General features: G+C 51.3%; 15 protein-coding genes. 11 read left to right on the forward strand and 4 right to left on the reverse strand.

Features of this window, described 5'->3' with window-relative positions; genetic code table 11:
• Nucleotides 1–421 precede the first annotated feature (421 nt).
• The 3 genes from ACIQAL_RS03540 (at nucleotide 422) to ACIQAL_RS03550 (ending at nucleotide 2,587) form a co-directional block, all read left to right on the forward strand.
• Nucleotides 422–964 carry a carbonic anhydrase gene (locus tag ACIQAL_RS03540; RefSeq protein WP_401142473.1) on the forward strand — a complete coding sequence of 181 codons (543 nt, stop codon included), beginning with the start codon at nucleotides 422–424 and terminating at the stop codon, nucleotides 962–964.
• A gap of 128 nt (nucleotides 965–1,092) precedes the next feature.
• Nucleotides 1,093–1,944 carry a class I SAM-dependent methyltransferase gene (locus ACIQAL_RS03545; protein WP_401142476.1) on the forward strand — a complete coding sequence of 284 codons (852 nt, stop codon included), beginning with the start codon at nucleotides 1,093–1,095 and terminating at the stop codon, nucleotides 1,942–1,944.
• A gap of 49 nt (nucleotides 1,945–1,993) precedes the next feature.
• Nucleotides 1,994–2,587, forward strand: a complete 594-nt coding sequence (locus ACIQAL_RS03550; RefSeq protein ID WP_401142478.1) for a glutathione S-transferase N-terminal domain-containing protein — start codon at nucleotides 1,994–1,996, stop codon at nucleotides 2,585–2,587.
• Nucleotides 2,588–2,624: 37 nt separating this feature from the next.
• On the opposite strand, the gene ACIQAL_RS03555 is transcribed toward ACIQAL_RS03550, so the two are convergent.
• Nucleotides 2,625–3,590: a GlxA family transcriptional regulator gene (locus tag ACIQAL_RS03555; RefSeq protein WP_401142481.1), complete on the reverse strand. Its 966-nt coding sequence runs from the start codon at nucleotides 3,588–3,590 to the stop codon at nucleotides 2,625–2,627.
• A gap of 361 nt (nucleotides 3,591–3,951) precedes the next feature.
• On the opposite strand from ACIQAL_RS03555, the gene ACIQAL_RS03560 reads away from it, so the two are divergent.
• The 4 genes from ACIQAL_RS03560 to ACIQAL_RS03575 all read left to right on the forward strand — a co-directional run bounded on the left by ACIQAL_RS03560 (nucleotide 3,952) and on the right by ACIQAL_RS03575 (nucleotide 5,927).
• A complete protein-coding gene (locus ACIQAL_RS03560) occupies nucleotides 3,952–4,374 on the forward strand; it encodes a hypothetical protein (protein ID WP_401142483.1) in 423 nt (140 codons plus the stop codon).
• 57 nt (nucleotides 4,375–4,431) lie between these two features.
• Nucleotides 4,432–4,710, forward strand: coding sequence for a LysR family transcriptional regulator (locus ACIQAL_RS03565; RefSeq protein ID WP_401142486.1), 279 nt, complete (start codon nucleotides 4,432–4,434; stop codon nucleotides 4,708–4,710).
• Between the two features lie 108 nt (nucleotides 4,711–4,818).
• A complete protein-coding gene (locus ACIQAL_RS03570; RefSeq protein ID WP_401142489.1) occupies nucleotides 4,819–5,337 on the forward strand; it encodes a carboxymuconolactone decarboxylase family protein in 519 nt (172 codons plus the stop codon).
• An 89-nt stretch (nucleotides 5,338–5,426) separates the two neighbouring features.
• A complete protein-coding gene (locus ACIQAL_RS03575) occupies nucleotides 5,427–5,927 on the forward strand; it encodes a DUF1993 family protein (protein ID WP_401142492.1) in 501 nt (166 codons plus the stop codon).
• An 88-nt stretch (nucleotides 5,928–6,015) separates the two neighbouring features.
• Here ACIQAL_RS03575 and ACIQAL_RS03580 read toward each other — a convergent pair whose 3' ends face one another.
• The gene (locus tag ACIQAL_RS03580; RefSeq protein ID WP_401142494.1) at nucleotides 6,016–6,924 is read right to left on the reverse strand and encodes an NAD(P)H-binding protein; all 909 of its coding nucleotides are present in this window, start codon (nucleotides 6,922–6,924) and stop codon (nucleotides 6,016–6,018) included.
• A gap of 374 nt (nucleotides 6,925–7,298) precedes the next feature.
• On the opposite strand from ACIQAL_RS03580, the gene ACIQAL_RS03585 reads away from it, so the two are divergent.
• From ACIQAL_RS03585 to ACIQAL_RS03595, 3 genes are all read left to right on the forward strand, one after another.
• The gene (locus ACIQAL_RS03585; protein ID WP_401142497.1) at nucleotides 7,299–8,255 is read left to right on the forward strand and encodes an AraC family transcriptional regulator; all 957 of its coding nucleotides are present in this window, start codon (nucleotides 7,299–7,301) and stop codon (nucleotides 8,253–8,255) included.
• A gap of 141 nt (nucleotides 8,256–8,396) precedes the next feature.
• Entirely contained in the window at nucleotides 8,397–9,950 is a 1,554-nt protein-coding gene (locus tag ACIQAL_RS03590; RefSeq protein ID WP_401142500.1) for an MFS transporter, read from the forward strand.
• 274 nt (nucleotides 9,951–10,224) lie between these two features.
• Entirely contained in the window at nucleotides 10,225–10,701 is a 477-nt protein-coding gene (locus ACIQAL_RS03595) for a hypothetical protein (protein ID WP_401142503.1), read from the forward strand.
• Nucleotides 10,702–10,832: 131 nt separating this feature from the next.
• On the opposite strand, the gene ACIQAL_RS03600 is transcribed toward ACIQAL_RS03595, so the two are convergent.
• Together ACIQAL_RS03600 and ACIQAL_RS03605 are read right to left on the reverse strand one after the other, a co-directional pair.
• Nucleotides 10,833–11,765 carry a GlxA family transcriptional regulator gene (locus ACIQAL_RS03600; protein ID WP_401142505.1) on the reverse strand — a complete coding sequence of 311 codons (933 nt, stop codon included), beginning with the start codon at nucleotides 11,763–11,765 and terminating at the stop codon, nucleotides 10,833–10,835.
• 96 nt (nucleotides 11,766–11,861) lie between these two features.
• Complete coding sequence (locus ACIQAL_RS03605) at nucleotides 11,862–12,836, reverse strand: nitrilase-related carbon-nitrogen hydrolase (RefSeq protein ID WP_401142508.1); 975 nt, start codon at nucleotides 12,834–12,836, stop codon at nucleotides 11,862–11,864.
• A gap of 320 nt (nucleotides 12,837–13,156) precedes the next feature.
• Between ACIQAL_RS03605 and ACIQAL_RS03610 the strand changes: the two genes are divergently transcribed.
• Nucleotides 13,157–14,053, forward strand: a complete 897-nt coding sequence (locus ACIQAL_RS03610) for an NmrA family NAD(P)-binding protein (protein ID WP_401142511.1) — start codon at nucleotides 13,157–13,159, stop codon at nucleotides 14,051–14,053.
• Nucleotides 14,054–14,426 lie beyond the last annotated feature (373 nt).

The raw sequence follows: 14,426 nt of genomic DNA on the forward strand, positions 1-14,426 counted from the left end.
TAGTTATATACGAATAGACAAAATTCTTGGATTTTCTGACATTGGCTGGTCATGGGCCTGCGGCTAGGCTCTGCCTCGTTGATAGCGGGCGACGCGCGAAATTTAAATTGTGGTCCGCCCCTATTACCCTATTTGACCGTAGACAGGAGTATTGGCACGGTCGCATTTCACTGCTTTCGGGCTGCGGTGGGGCGGTAGCGTACCCGCTGATTGTGTCTGTTCCTCATAAACAGGTGGGGCAAAGGCATTGGTAGCTGGTGGCCGAATGAGTGCGATGTTGACGTAAATGATCCGGTACTTGTCACTTTTGAGAATACTCAGCGACCTAAGACGCGAGGACAATTGACTCCAACGTCGAAGCCGTCATTCAAGAGATATGCGGCTTCTTTAATAGCCTTAGTACCTATGTGTAGAGGAAGATATGAGCGTAATTGACGATCTGATCCAACGGAACGATGCGTTCGCGAAAGAGGGTTTTAACGCTGATCTCAAAATCATGCCCTCGATGAAAACCGTAGTCATTGGGTGTGTTGACCCCCGTGTCGACCCGGCGGACGTATTGGGACTTAAGCACGGTGAAGCTGCTGTCATCCGTAACGTAGGCGGCAGGATTAATCCTGCAACCCTGCAAAATATGGCTATCGTTCGTTCGGTTGCAGTTGCGCAGGGGAAGGAAATGGGGCCAGGGTGGAATTTGATCGTTCTTCACCACACGGATTGCGGAATTACCCCGTGCCTTCATCACGCTCCAGAACTTTTGGCAAAAAACCTTGGGGTGACTACCGCCGATCTCGATAATTTGGCGATCGCCGATCCATACGCGGCAGTCGCAATTGATGTCGCCGCGTTGAAAGCGAACCCAAACCTTCCCGGCGGCTTTACTGTCACCGGGATGGTGTATGACGTTGCTACTGGCCTTGTTAAGACCGTAGTTCCTCCAGCACTGCTGCGCCCTGAAGTCTAGCTCCTATCCGTTTAATGGTTTGCAACTCGGGGGACGCGTTACTGCAATGTGTCCCTCGGGGGGACTGGCTATAAATGCAAGCTCTTCCCGGCAGTCCTCGTCAAGTTAGTAGATACCGTGAGGTACGTATGAGCAGCGGCATAAATTCAGTACGTGATCATTACCAGGGAACTGCGGAGCAGGGCGGTCACATCGACCGCGTTAAAGAAATGCTCGCGAAGTTTGGGGAGGGGACGATTAGCTCAGAGCAGTTGGCTGGGTTGGATCAGTTCCACAGTGGAGGCCTAAAGACCACTGCTGATTTCATCAGGCTGCTGAATGTTCGGCCGGGCATGACTGTGTTAGATGCAGGGTCGGGCTTGGGCGGCCCCTCGCGCTACGTAGCCGAAAATTTTGGCTGCCAGGTGACGGGCGTTGATCTAACGGAATCGTTTGTAGAGATCGCGGGGCTCCTGGCCGGCCGTACGCGTCTGGGCGAGCGCGTTACCTATAAGGTTGGCGATCTCTGCTCTCTTCCTTTCGAAGCGAAGCAGTTCGATGTGGCTTACACACAGCACGTTGTCATGAATATCCCTGATCGCCGTAGTGCATACAGCGAGATCAATCGAGTCCTTAAACCGGAAGGTGAATTCGGATTTTTTGACGTGCTGGCCACGGATGCCAAACCGACTCCTCATTACCCTGTGCCTTGGGCGGAGGCCGAGAATCAAAGCTTCCTCTTGACCGAGCCCGAAACGAGAACCGTGCTCCAGGCAACCGGCTTCGTCGTGCAAAGTTGGGCGGACGTCACGGAGGAGGTCATCGAATGGTTTGAGACAGTTCGTTTGCCTTCCATGGAGAAGGAAAACGTCAGCCCAACACTGAAGCTGGTGATGGGGAATCGGTTTGGCCAGATGGCTGAGAACTTTGCGCGCAACCTTAAAGAAGGCAAGCTGCGCCTAGTCATGGGCGTGTGTACCAAGACAAATAACGACGCGTGAGTTTTAAACTAGTAAACAGCCAGATAAACTTTTTGAGTACGCACTTCATATGAAACTGTTTATCAATGATTCGTCTCCCTATTCCCGTGTCGTCCGAATTGTCGCAATCGAGAAGGGGCTGGCCGAGAGCGTTACCTTAGAATGGTGTAACCCGTGGGCTGAACAATCCACAGTGTTAGAGATCAATCCGGCAAACAGAATTCCGGTCCTCGTTACAGATGACGGGATTCCAATATCAGAGTCAATATTGATCGCTCAGCATTTTGACACCTTAACTCACGATAAGCCACTCCTTCGTTTGGATGATCGGGAGACGTTGAGGGTCGTAGGCTTGGGCCTAGGGTTGATGGAAGCCGCGTTCACCAGTGTGATCGCAGGCAAATACGAAGGGAAGGCTGCGGGAGATTCATTCTTGGGTAAGCGGCGAACTGAAGCAATTAGCAAAACTCTACAAACCTTAGACACGGTTATGAGTACCCGGTCCGTCGTGGTGTCGTTGGGAGAGGTGGTCGTCGGCGTCGCATTGTCATACCTCAAGTATCGTATGCCGCTCAACGATTGGGAGAACCGATATGCGGAGCTGCTGAAGCTTTACGAGCGTCTCTCTCAGAGAGACAGCTTCCAACAAACCCCGTTTAAATGATCGGATGCATGGGGACACGGCTATAATTTCTGATACCTCACCGAGTATCTGCACGCATCTCCCGAACGCCCCGCCCAAGTCTTTTGCGGAGGAGGGTACGTAATGTGGCTCCATCCACATAACCCACTTCGGCGGCGATGGCTTCGATGTCCATGTTTGTCGTCCTAACCAGATGCTGGGCGCGCTCGACCCTCATGTCCTGAAAAAAAGCTAATGGAGATTTACCGAGTACCGCTTCTGTCCGACGTTGAAGTGTGCGAGGCGCTGTAGCGAGAGCCTTTGCTGCTTCCTGCAATGAAAAGCCGATACTCAGTTGGCTACGTGCCCAACGCTCAAATTTCTCAACTAGCGGATCTGCGTGTGCCATGTGTTCGGGGATGATGTACGGAGCCTGTAGTGAACGGTAATCAGCCAGCATATAGCGGGCTACAAGCCCAGCAAGCTCAGGACTGAATTTACGGATGATCCATAATGCGAGATCCAGATGCCCCATGGCCGCGCCCGCGGTGGCCAACCGATCCGCAGGAACCAACATACGAGATTCATCTAGAGCGATGTCCGGATAGCGTTGACGAAAGAACGGTCCGAGCCACCAACTGGTTGTAGCTTCGTGTCCCGATAGCAGTCCCGTCTCAGCAAGCAAAAAAGTGCCGATGCAAGAGGCTGCGATGCCTGCACCCTGATCATGCCAGGTTAACAATTGCTCCTTAGCGTCCAGCATGTCAGCACGCCCCAAGGACTCAACTAGTTCCTCAGGCATTCGGGTGTTCAGGGCCGGAATGATTACCCAGTCAGGGCGAGAACTGGGATCCACTGGACTCACCGGGACTTCCAGGCCACGGGCGGTCCTGACGGAACTACGCACGCCAATTGTGTCAACCTTAAAATGGGGTGACGTTTCGAGCAGTAAAATCCCCAAGTCATTGGCCGTGGCGAATGCATCGAGCAAAACCGTCAAGCCGGTATCAAAGACGCCTTCAATGGCAAGAATCGTGATTTTCATGGCGTGAATGGTCTCAAACAGTTCATTTCTGCTAGTAGGTCATAGATCTCAGTGGCACACAAGAACGCCGCGCCCGGCGTGGATGGTGTGGCTTAAAAGGTGGGAACTACGACATTGTTGCCGAAGCCTAGTGCGTACAAAATACCTATGGTCCGGCGCGATGATTGAAGTGTAGTTATGGCGCAAACCATCCGAAAGCTGTCGTGATTGACGATAGAGAGCGGGCAAGTAAATATTCATAATGTTTTAAACCGGTCGGATACGACGAATGCCAAATGTGGCTTAACGCAATACCGACCATTATGGCTAAACCTTACCGGATTACTGCGAATGCGCAGTAGTCATCCAAAGAGGAAATGTGATGAAAATGCGATTGGAGTTATTGGCTGGCAAAAGTCGGTTAGGCCTCATAGCAGCTGCTATGGTATTAGCATGTTCGTTCAGCAACTTTGCCGGCGCCGAACCATTGCCTTCTGTCCCAACCACTAAAATTATCGCAATAGGGACGGTCACGCCGGGCTCAACGCAGGAAGCAATCAGTAAGGTGCTTCCTCAGGAAGTGCGTGAAACTGTTCAGCTCCACCTTGATGGTAAGATCGAGCAGTGGAACGTGCGTAATGACAAGCTTGGCGTAGTGTTTGTACTGAATATGACTGACGTCAATGAAGCACGCGCTATTTTCGCGAAAATGCCCTTGGATCGAGCGGGCTTGATTTCGTTTGAGTTCATTCCCGTCGGCCCATTGTCACCTTTGTCATTGTTGATCAAGTCTCCAGCGCAATAATAGTTGCGGTTTGTACCCTGCGCTTGGTATTAGTCTGGGAAGGTTCGGATATTAATCATGGACATTGACGAGCAAGCGTTGAGCGGCATCGACTTGAATTTACTGCTCGTTTTCATTGTTTTATTTCGCGAGTTGAGCGTTTCTAAAACAGCGGTATGCTTGAATGTCACGCAGCCGGCAGTAAGCGGATCATTAGCTCGGCTTCGCAAGCGTTTCAATGACAGGCTGTTCGTGCCTGTGGGGCCGCGCGGAGTTAGGCCGACCGCCAAAGCTAGCGAAATTGCCCAGACGCTATTGCCTGCACTCAATATTATTCAGACGGTAGTGAATGCATAGAGCAAGTATTTCGGTCGACGTTTATGATTATAGTCCACCGATTCTAACGCAAGGATGTAATCTGAATTTTTTGCTAAACCCAACTTCAATTTAGAGTAGGTGAATTTCATGTCCCGAATTAGCGTATTGTCAGCTGAACAAACCCCTGAAGGTTCGCGTCCGCTGCTGGAAAGTGTCCAGAGTGCCTATGGGATGGTTCCGAACGTTTTCAAGGTTTTGGCTCACTCGCCAGCAGGTCTTGCGACCTACCTCCAGTTTCACCAGGCGAATGAAAATACTTCCTTGACTGCTCAGCAACGAGAAATTATCTCGTTGGCGGTATCTCAGGTTAACAAGTGCTCGTATTGCACTGCCGTGCACTCATTGATTGGATCTAAGGTCGGGCTCTCAAAAGAAGAGTTGCTAAGCGCCCGTAACGGTACCCTGGATGCCTACGCGACTTTTGCCCGTGAAGTATCGCTGGCGCGCGGTCACATTAACGATGAAGTTCTATCGACAGCTCGGGCTGAAGGTCTGTCCGACGCGGTGATTATAGAAGTCATTTCGCAGGTGACTTTACTTGTATTCACAAACCTTTTGAACAACGTTGCGCACACTTCGTTGGATTTTCCACCGGTCGATATGTAATGGGCAGGGGGAGGAGGGCTGAAGGGTCGTCCTCTCCATAACGAGATAGTTAAGTGATTTTTATGATGTTGTATGGAGCGTGACCCTGGATGAATAATTACGATATTTCAGTCCCTGTATTTTTGAGAGGGTTCAGGAATCTTTTGCAGTGGCTTGTAAAGGCTGAAGAATTTGCGCGTTCTGAAACGGTGATGGCAGAGTTCGTAGCTACGAGTTTGGCGCCTGATATGTTTACCCTCAGGGGACAAATTCAGGTAGCGACTGAGATGGCCAAGGGCTGTGGGGCACGGTTGAGTGGGACGCAAGCGCCAATATTCGCTAATGATGAGGCCAATATAGAGCAGTTGCGGGATCGTATTGCCGTGACGGTCTCGTATTTAGAAAAGCTAACACCAGAGCAATTTGCGCTCAGCGAAACACAAGAAGTGTCCCTGGTCATACCGTACGGGACCTTGGAATTCTCATCTCAGAATTATATCTTGCAATTTTCTCTTCCGAATTTCTTTTTTCACCTCTCAACCGCTTATGACATTTTGCGATATAAAGGTGTCCCACTCGGTAAGATGGACTACTTAGGAAGATTTCCGTAAGTTCTAGTCAGTTTGACCTTTTTGTGCTCGGTGCCAAAATCACAGCACGCTTGGTCTCAAGCGTGCTGCACCATAATTGTCTTTGGTACTATTTCTCGAAGCTTGCGGCGTGGCGGCTTATGAAAGTCCTGGCATCAATCGGTTGCGTGCCTGTCAGTTTAAAGAAATCATCTGACATTCGAGCGTAACGGCCAGCGCGGTGTAAGTTTCCCATCGTTGACAAGTGGTCAATTACGTGTGAGGAAAGTCCTGCGCCTTTCACCGCTTCCCGCCATGCAGCGACTGGAACGTCGATATAAGAAATTGGTCTGCCGAGCACGGCGGTGAACTGTTTTGCATAGTAAGACATGTCTTCGCATTCTGGCCCAGTGAGATGATAGATCGAGCCAATATGTGGAGTTGGATTCGAAAGGATTTCCGCCACAGCTAAACCAACGTCGCTCGCAGCAATTGGTGAGGTTTTTCCGTCACCGAAGGGAAGGATTAAAGCATCCCGTCCCTTGATAGTTTGAGTCGAAAACTTTAAGAAAAAACCATCCATGAATACGGTTGGGCGAACGTGCACAATGGGTAATCCAGACCAATTTAGGGCCTGCTCAGCTAACCAGTGAAGCTTGTGTTGCGGACTATCTGTAGTTTCAGTAATGCTCATTTGGGAAAGAGTCATTTGTGACATATTCACGAAGGTTTCGATTCCGTGATGCTTTGCGACTGCTGCGACGTTTACCGTCGCGGCCAAGTAACTATCTGACACAGACATTCCGAAGTAGAGTGAACCGCATCCCTCGATGATGCGGTGCATATCGTGCAGATTGAGCAAGTCTCCTACAACGACTTCAGCGCCTTTGTCACGCAGATTTTGTGCCCGCTCGTCATCGCGATGTACCATCGCCCTGACCTTGTGGCCGCGCTCTAGCAATTTGGTTGTCACGACATTTCCCACAGCACCAATACTGCCGGCTGCGCCCGTTACCAGAATAGGTTTGTTGGTGTCCATTTATTGTTCCTCTGAGTCGTGTGAATGGTGCAGGTTTCGATTGTGCACGTCCAGCAATAGTGTTCAGACGTAAATCACTGCTGCTGAGTGAAAATTTTGCTGAATTAGCTGGGACAATCGAATATCATATTACATCAATAATCCTACGATGCTAGCCTGTATTGAAGTCTCGTACGTGCTACCGGTCGGGGATCTAGAATCGGGTGGAATTAGTGCGCGACAGGACCAATGTCAAAAATCTATTTGGTGCGTACAGCTCTAGGCTAGCTAGGCACGAGTAGACTGTGGCTGCATAATCCTGCCTCACTGTGATCATGCTTCGGTGCGGTATAACGCATTTTTCAATATATGAATTAAACCGTTACGAGATCTGTATGCCTCATGATAAGTCTCTGAAACATCATTTCGTCGCTCCAGGTGTCATCCTTATGCAGGCAAGGATATCGGGGGACTGGGGAGTAGATCTTCCGTTTAACAATGGCGCGTACTTTCACTTTGTGCTTGAGGGCCACGCTTACGTTTTTTCAGATACATTTCAGCCGATCAAATTACAGTCGGGAGATATAATGGTGGTGTCTCAGGGCGCGCCACACAAAGTGGTGCATGGACCTGACAGCCTGACGATGCCGGTGGAACAGTTTTTAGCGGAATTAAATGGCACGATTAGTAAAGCTAACGATGCGACAGCTATTGTTTGTGGTTTTTTTGATTTAGAAGCCGCAAATTTGCTCAGTACTTTAAAATCCCTACCTCCGTACGTCCATCTTGAAGCGTGCAATAGCCTTCCTATATCGGAGAACCTCAACCAGCTCCGTGAGGAGCTACGGCGAAAAGAATTCGGGACCCAACAAATGATCAGGCATCTCCTCTCGACCATTTTTATATATATTCTTCGAGAGTGGGAGAACATCCGCAGTGCTCCGGCTGAAACGCTGGTGTCCATAAGCCAGCGGCGACAGATCGCAGCTTCCTTGGCCCGAATACATGAAAAGCCCTTCGAACCTTGGACGCTTGAGAGTCTTGCGCTTTCTGCTGGGCTATCTAGGTCAGCCTTCGCGAAGATTTTTGCGATGTCAGTTGGCCAGACGCCGTATGCCTATCTGACGCGATTCAGAATGGGGCTCGCGACGCAGATGCTCAAGGACACCGACGAGAGTATCTCCCGGATAGCCACTCGGGTGGGCTATTCCTCACAGTACTCATTCAGCAAGGCTTTCAAGCAAATCCGGGGCGTATCCCCTGGTCAAGTTCGTGCTCATCCGCTTAGAAGCGGAGATCACGCCATGTCTCAGCGTCTACCATCAAATAGACTAAACGGCGAGAGCGGGTAGGAGCTTTCATAGCTCAAATGCCGAAATTTAGGGCCTTCGAAGATGTATCAACAATCCAGCCAAAGACATGAGCAAGCAGTACAGCAGTAAATTATTGTATTGTGAGTGCAATCCTATTTAGATTTTTGGAGATATGAGATCTTGGTCATTGACGTGTTACCTGAAAAAAAACAGCAGATGATTTTGATCGTCATCGCGCTAGTGTCGTCATTGGTCATGCTCGACTCAAACGTCGTAGCTGTCGCTTTGCCGACTATTGCTGTCTCATTGAACGCCGATTTCTCAGACGTACAATGGGTCATCACCGCTTATGTACTTCCTTTTGCTGCCCTTCTGTTAGCCGCGGGTTCGTTCGGGGATAAAGTCGGGCGCCGCCGATCCGCGGTCATCGGTATGACACTCTTTGGAGTTTCATCACTGGCATGTGGATTAGCAATTTCGCCTTTGATGTTAAATCTTGCACGGGCTGTCCAAGGAGTTGGGGCGAGTCTGCTGCTTACTGCTTCTTTGGCCATTATTAATCACACGTTTGAAGGCCATGCCCGAGCCAAGGCTTACGCATTCTGGGGCGCTAGCTTAGGGGTTGCGATCACATGCGGACCGATCATAGGTGGCGTCATTTCCAGCATGTTTGGATGGACATGGGCATTTCTAATCAATGTTCCTATATGCGCTGTGCTTGTCATAGCCACGCTCAAAATCGTTCCTGAGTCCAGTGATCCTCATGCTAAGGGCCTCGACTACGGTGGAATTCTCAGCTTTAGCAGCGGATTATTTCTACTAACCTGGGCAGTTATTGACGGCAACGCATTAGGGTGGTTTGCCCCCGCGGTTTTATGGCGATTTATCGGAGGAGCATCGCTGCTGGTTCTGTTCGTTTTCGTCGAGCGATGCCAAGCTAATCCCATGGTTGATTTTGCGATCTTCCGATCTGCACATTTTGGCGGGACTGTTGCCTCGATGGTGGGTTACGCAGCAGGGGCGCAGGTCATGATTTTCTATCTGCCGCTTTACTTGCAAAACGCATTTGGCTTTTCGCCCATGGCAGCCGGAATCTCTATGCTGCCGTTTGCACTTCCGATGTTTTTGGTCCCGCGTCTGGGGGCTAAGCTCACATGGCCGCCGCGCTCAGTGCTATCACTTGGGCTTGCAGTGACTTTCACTGGCAATGCACTGATGGCTCTGACTTCGAACGCAAGCGTCTCATATGGGCTGTTTGCCATCGCAATGGTCATTGCCGGGACGGGGGCAGGAATTTTGAATGGGGAGACCGCAAAGGCAGTGCAGGGGGCATTGCCATCCAATCGATCTGGCGTTGCATCCGGCATCGCGTCCACGATTCGATTCACCACGCTTCTGTTCGGAGTAGCAGCGCTTGGAGCGGTACTCGCCTCCACGATGCTGAGAGTTTTTGTACCCGCTGGACAGCAAGCTGGCCTGCCTATGGACGTTGCGGTTGACCTTGCAAAGCGTTTTTCGGCCGGTGATGCCGAGTCTCAGCTAGCCGCATTGCCAGGACAAATGAGAGAGGTAATTGCGACATCTCTGCGCACAGCCTTCGAATTTAGCTTTAGCAGCGCTGCCTGGGTCGCAGCGACCATTGCATTGTTGGCTTTGGTACTAACCAGAATTTTGATGGTGAAAACCGCTCCAGTCGTTCCTCAGCCCGAGGCTCTTTTTGTCGCAGATGAATGAGGGGCTTGGGCAACCAAAGGCGCGCTTGGGCCGATGAGTTATACGACATCGTCGAGACGTTCGAAGGTATTCAGCCTGGCAAGAGTTCTAGGGTGTCAAGAAGGTTGGGCTGGGAGCCCAAGCCCTTCATCGGTTGCTAAGGGTACGAAGTTCTCGACAGTGCCAGCTCCGCCCGGGTGTCATTTGTTAGCGTGCGCGTCCTAGGGCGAATTCCATATTCACTCACAGCTTTAGCCTCATCTTGTGGCTGGAGCAATATCAGTTGGAGAAGGATATGAACGGGTTTCTGCTGTTCGGGTTGAGTGTTGCGCTTAGCTTCGCGGGTTGGGCTTTTATCTGCATAAATTATCTATGGCCTTGGGTCCGGTCGCTCTCCCTTAGCCATGCTGCTCGCCCGCTGCTGGCAATTCACACTTTCAGATTTGTGGGTGCATCTTTTTTGATCCCAGGCGTGGCGGGGACCTCACTTTCAAAGGATTTTGCTAATCCTGCGGCCTATGGTGATTTGATCGCCACGGGATTGGCTTGGGTCGCAATCTTACTGCTGAACCGCAAGGGCGGCATCCTAGCGCTTTGGATCTTCAACATTTGGGGCTTTGGAGATCTTGTATTTGCGTTCTACAAAGGTGCGTTCGGACCTGGATTTGAGGCAGGCTTTCTGGGCGCTACCTTTTACATTCCAACGGTTTTCGTCCCGCTCCTCATTTGCACACATATCATGATCTTCAAACTGTTGCTTCGCCGGCCCTAGGCTATGCTGATTTTATTTGCATCCGGGAGATCCCCATCCCAGTTCGCGCTCGGCAGTGAAACAAACCACATATCCTGAATTGAGACGCGCCCCAAGAACTTTCTCTTGGGAGCATAGGAAGCGGGTACACATCAGTGACGATGCGCCCTGCGAAAAACTTGTGGTGGCTGACCGAATGCTCGAATGAATGCCCGGCGCATTCTTTCCTGGTCACCGAAACCTGCTTCGTGGGCTACAGCGTCCACCGTATGATTGCCCGCTTCCATGAGAATACGGGCTGATTCCACGCGCAGGTTCTCTACGGCTTTTGCGGGAGACTGACCTGTTTCTGTTGTAAATACCCGACTGAATTGCCGCGGACTCATATTCACGACATCAGCAAGGCTTTCCACTGATAGATCGGCCTTTAGGTGCTGCCTTGCGTAAGTAAGCGCCATCTGTATGCGGTCGGATTTTGGCGCCAGGTCTTGCATTACCGAAAACTGCGACTGCCCACCCGCGCGTCGGTGATAGACGACCAGATATTTAGAGACCATGCGGGCGATTTCTTCGCCGAGATCGTTTTCAACTAGTGCTAGAGAAAGATCAACGCACGCGCTCATGCCTGCGGCCGTCCAGATAGGTCCGTCGTTGATAAAAATCCGATCCTCCTCCACTCTGACCGAGGGGTAATTCTTCTGCATCTCGCGCGCATGGCACCAGTGAGTGGTCGCCCGTCGACCGTCCAGCAGCCCTGCTTGGGCGAGGGCGTTGGCGCCTGTACAAATCGAGCCAAGCCGACGCGTCATGGTGCTTGAGTCACGTAGATATTCAATCATCCCTTCGCTGACAGGGCGGACTTCGTTATCACCCATTACTAGCAGTGTGTCGAAACGACGTTCATCGAAAGCTTCGGTGTCGATGGAGAAACCCGCTGAAGTTTTTATCAGCCCACCTTGCTCCGATAACAGCGTGATTCCATAGACCTCACGCCCAGCAATTATGTTTGCGTGTTCCAATGTCGCGGACATGGCAAGTCCAAGAACCTGAAAACCTGGGTAAACAATGAGCCCTGTATCTTGCATGACGGCACCTCTAACCGGTGAATCTGGACATGTGGATATGGCAAAGCCCCGCCTCCAGTATGAACGGGAGCGAGGCTTCTGATCGAGTGATGCTGATCAGTTGCTGCTGTCTTGCAACGTGTCGCGAGCTTCCACTACCGGACGGTCGTTGCGTTCATAAACGTGGCGATGCGCTGTACGGTCAATATTCAGGCTCAGCAATTCAGGGCGACTGTAGTGGCCGCGCGAATCCATCTGACGCTTGCGGATCTCGATCTGGAACAGGTCGATATCGACGATTACCTCGCCTTCGCCTTCAGTCAGCTCACCGAGAACTTCGCCTTGTGGGTCGATGATTGCTGTGTAGCAACCGCCGGAGATCGGGCCGATGTCGCAACCGGTGTCTGCAATTATCTGTGCTTGCTGTTCTGGATACAGCCAGGCGGTGGAGTTGACCACGAAGCAGGCTGATTCCAGAGCATGCATGCGGATGCTGACCTCCATCTGACGGGTAAACAGATCACCGGCGAACGAGCCAGGGTACATCGAGGCATGAATCTGCTCACCGTCTTCGATCAACGCGTAGCGGATCAATGGGTTGTAATGTTCCCAGCAGGCCAACTGGCCGATGCGGCCAACTTTGCTGTCAACGGCGCGCAGGCCAGAGGCGTCACCCATGCCCCAGATCATCCGCTCGTGGTAAGTCGGGTTGAGTTTGCGCCGAGCCTGAATCAGCGTGCCGTCTGCATCGAACAGCAACTGTGTGTTGTAAAGCGTGCTGCCATCCCGTTCGTTAACGCCGATGGACACCACCATGTTTGCAGCCTTAGCCGCTTTCCCGATTTCATCAGTGGTTGCGGATGGCACAACCACGGCATTTTCTAACAGTTTGTAGTGCTCGCGGCCCATTTCGAATGGGGTTTGAACGAACGAGAAGTAGGGGTAGTACGGGACGATGGTCTCAGGAAAAACGGCGAATTCAACGCCTTTCTCACCGAGTTCTTTAATCTTTTCGACAATCTTCGCAACAGTGCCCTCACGGCTATACAGCACTGGGGCAATTTGAACGGCGGCGGCTTTAACGATAGTCATTTTGAAGCTCCTCACGCAGTGGGTTGGGTATCAAGTGAGGCTTAGATTACATGGGTAATTCTAAGGGCGAATGTCGAAGATCCCTCCTTTTAGGTCATTGTGATTCCAGGCGCTCTCTGAACCCAAGATGCCATTACGAGCGAAGCAGGACGGCCTGACGGGCTAAGTCGGTAATCAGCACGCGCTCGGTACCTACCGCGTCGCCGACTCTCCTTGGGGGACCTAGGCCTGTCAATTGTTTAGGAGCGACGCTCAATTTGGCACGCACCTAGATCCTCAATTTTCAAAAATCGTCTCACCCACAATCCCTGAGGTCTTTCATGAGCCAACAACTGATTCTTGTTACGGGACCGACCGGGTCTACCGGTCGCTTCACTATCGATAACTTGCTGCTGGCTGGGGCAAAAGTACGGGCCCTGGTCCACAGTGATGATGAAAGGGCTGCGGCGTTACGCGCGAGAGGCGTAGAGGTCATGATTGGCGACCTCTTGGATCCTGAATCTCTGCGACCAGCCCTGGCTGGAGTTGTGAGCGCATACTTTGTCTGGCCTGTTAGAGCGCAGCTAATGGAGGCTACTGCTTACTTTGCCTATACGGCGTATGAGGCCGGTCTTAAGGCGATTGTAAACATGTCGCAAATCTCAGCCCGCCGTGATGCAGAGAGTGACGCTGCTCGGCAGCACTGGTTTGCAGAAAAGATTTTCGATCGGTGCGAGGTGCCCGTCACCCATCTCAGACCCACTTTTTTTATGGAGTGGCTGAAGTATCCGTTTCAACTCCCTCTGATCCGCGAACAGAATATCTTGAGCGTGCCTGCTGGCGAAGGACGTCATGCGCCCATTGCCGCTGCCGATCAAGGAAGGGTGATTTCATCCATCCTTTTGAATCCCGAGCCACACGCTGGAAAAACATACAAACTCTTTGGGGCGGTTGAAATGAGCCATACAGAAGTTGCAGCGGTTCTGTCGCAGGTACTGGGCAGAACGATCACCTATGTGGATGAACCATTAGACGCATTCGAAGCTCGGCTGCACAGTGTCGGTTCAATACAGGAGCACCGAATTCAGCACTTCATGGGGGTATACGTGGACTATAAAAATGGGATTTTCGCTGGCACAAATGATGTTGTCGAACGTTTAACCGGTCGAACTCCTATGACCGTACAAGAGTATGTCGAAACCAATCGTAAAGATTTCGATAATAAAGGCTACGATTGAGTTTGCGCATGTACAGAACTTGGTAGTCAGAAATTTTTATCCCAAGGATTGCGCTTTAGTCTGCTCCAGACCGGTTGCAACGCCCTCCGCGCATAATGGTATTGCTGAAGTTCAAAGCGTGCGCGCAGAGCGAATTCGGCTCCCTCATTCACCCTCTTGCAACTAGGCTGGTGGCAGATTTGGCTACTGATATAAATCATAGACTGCGGATGTATGAAATACATTACGTATATAAAGGGCTAAAAAAAGTAAAGATAACGCTCGCCGCGAATATGACTGACTGTGAGGCCTGGGTGGTCGCTGCCGTCACTTGCGGTGTGCCCGAAGAAGCTCTGCCAGTGGTGCGTCTATTGCCTACGTTAATGAAAGCTGC

This window comes from Pseudomonas sp. NPDC088368, assembly GCF_044753445.1.
GTDB lineage: Bacteria > Pseudomonadota > Gammaproteobacteria > Pseudomonadales > Pseudomonadaceae > Aquipseudomonas > Aquipseudomonas bambusae.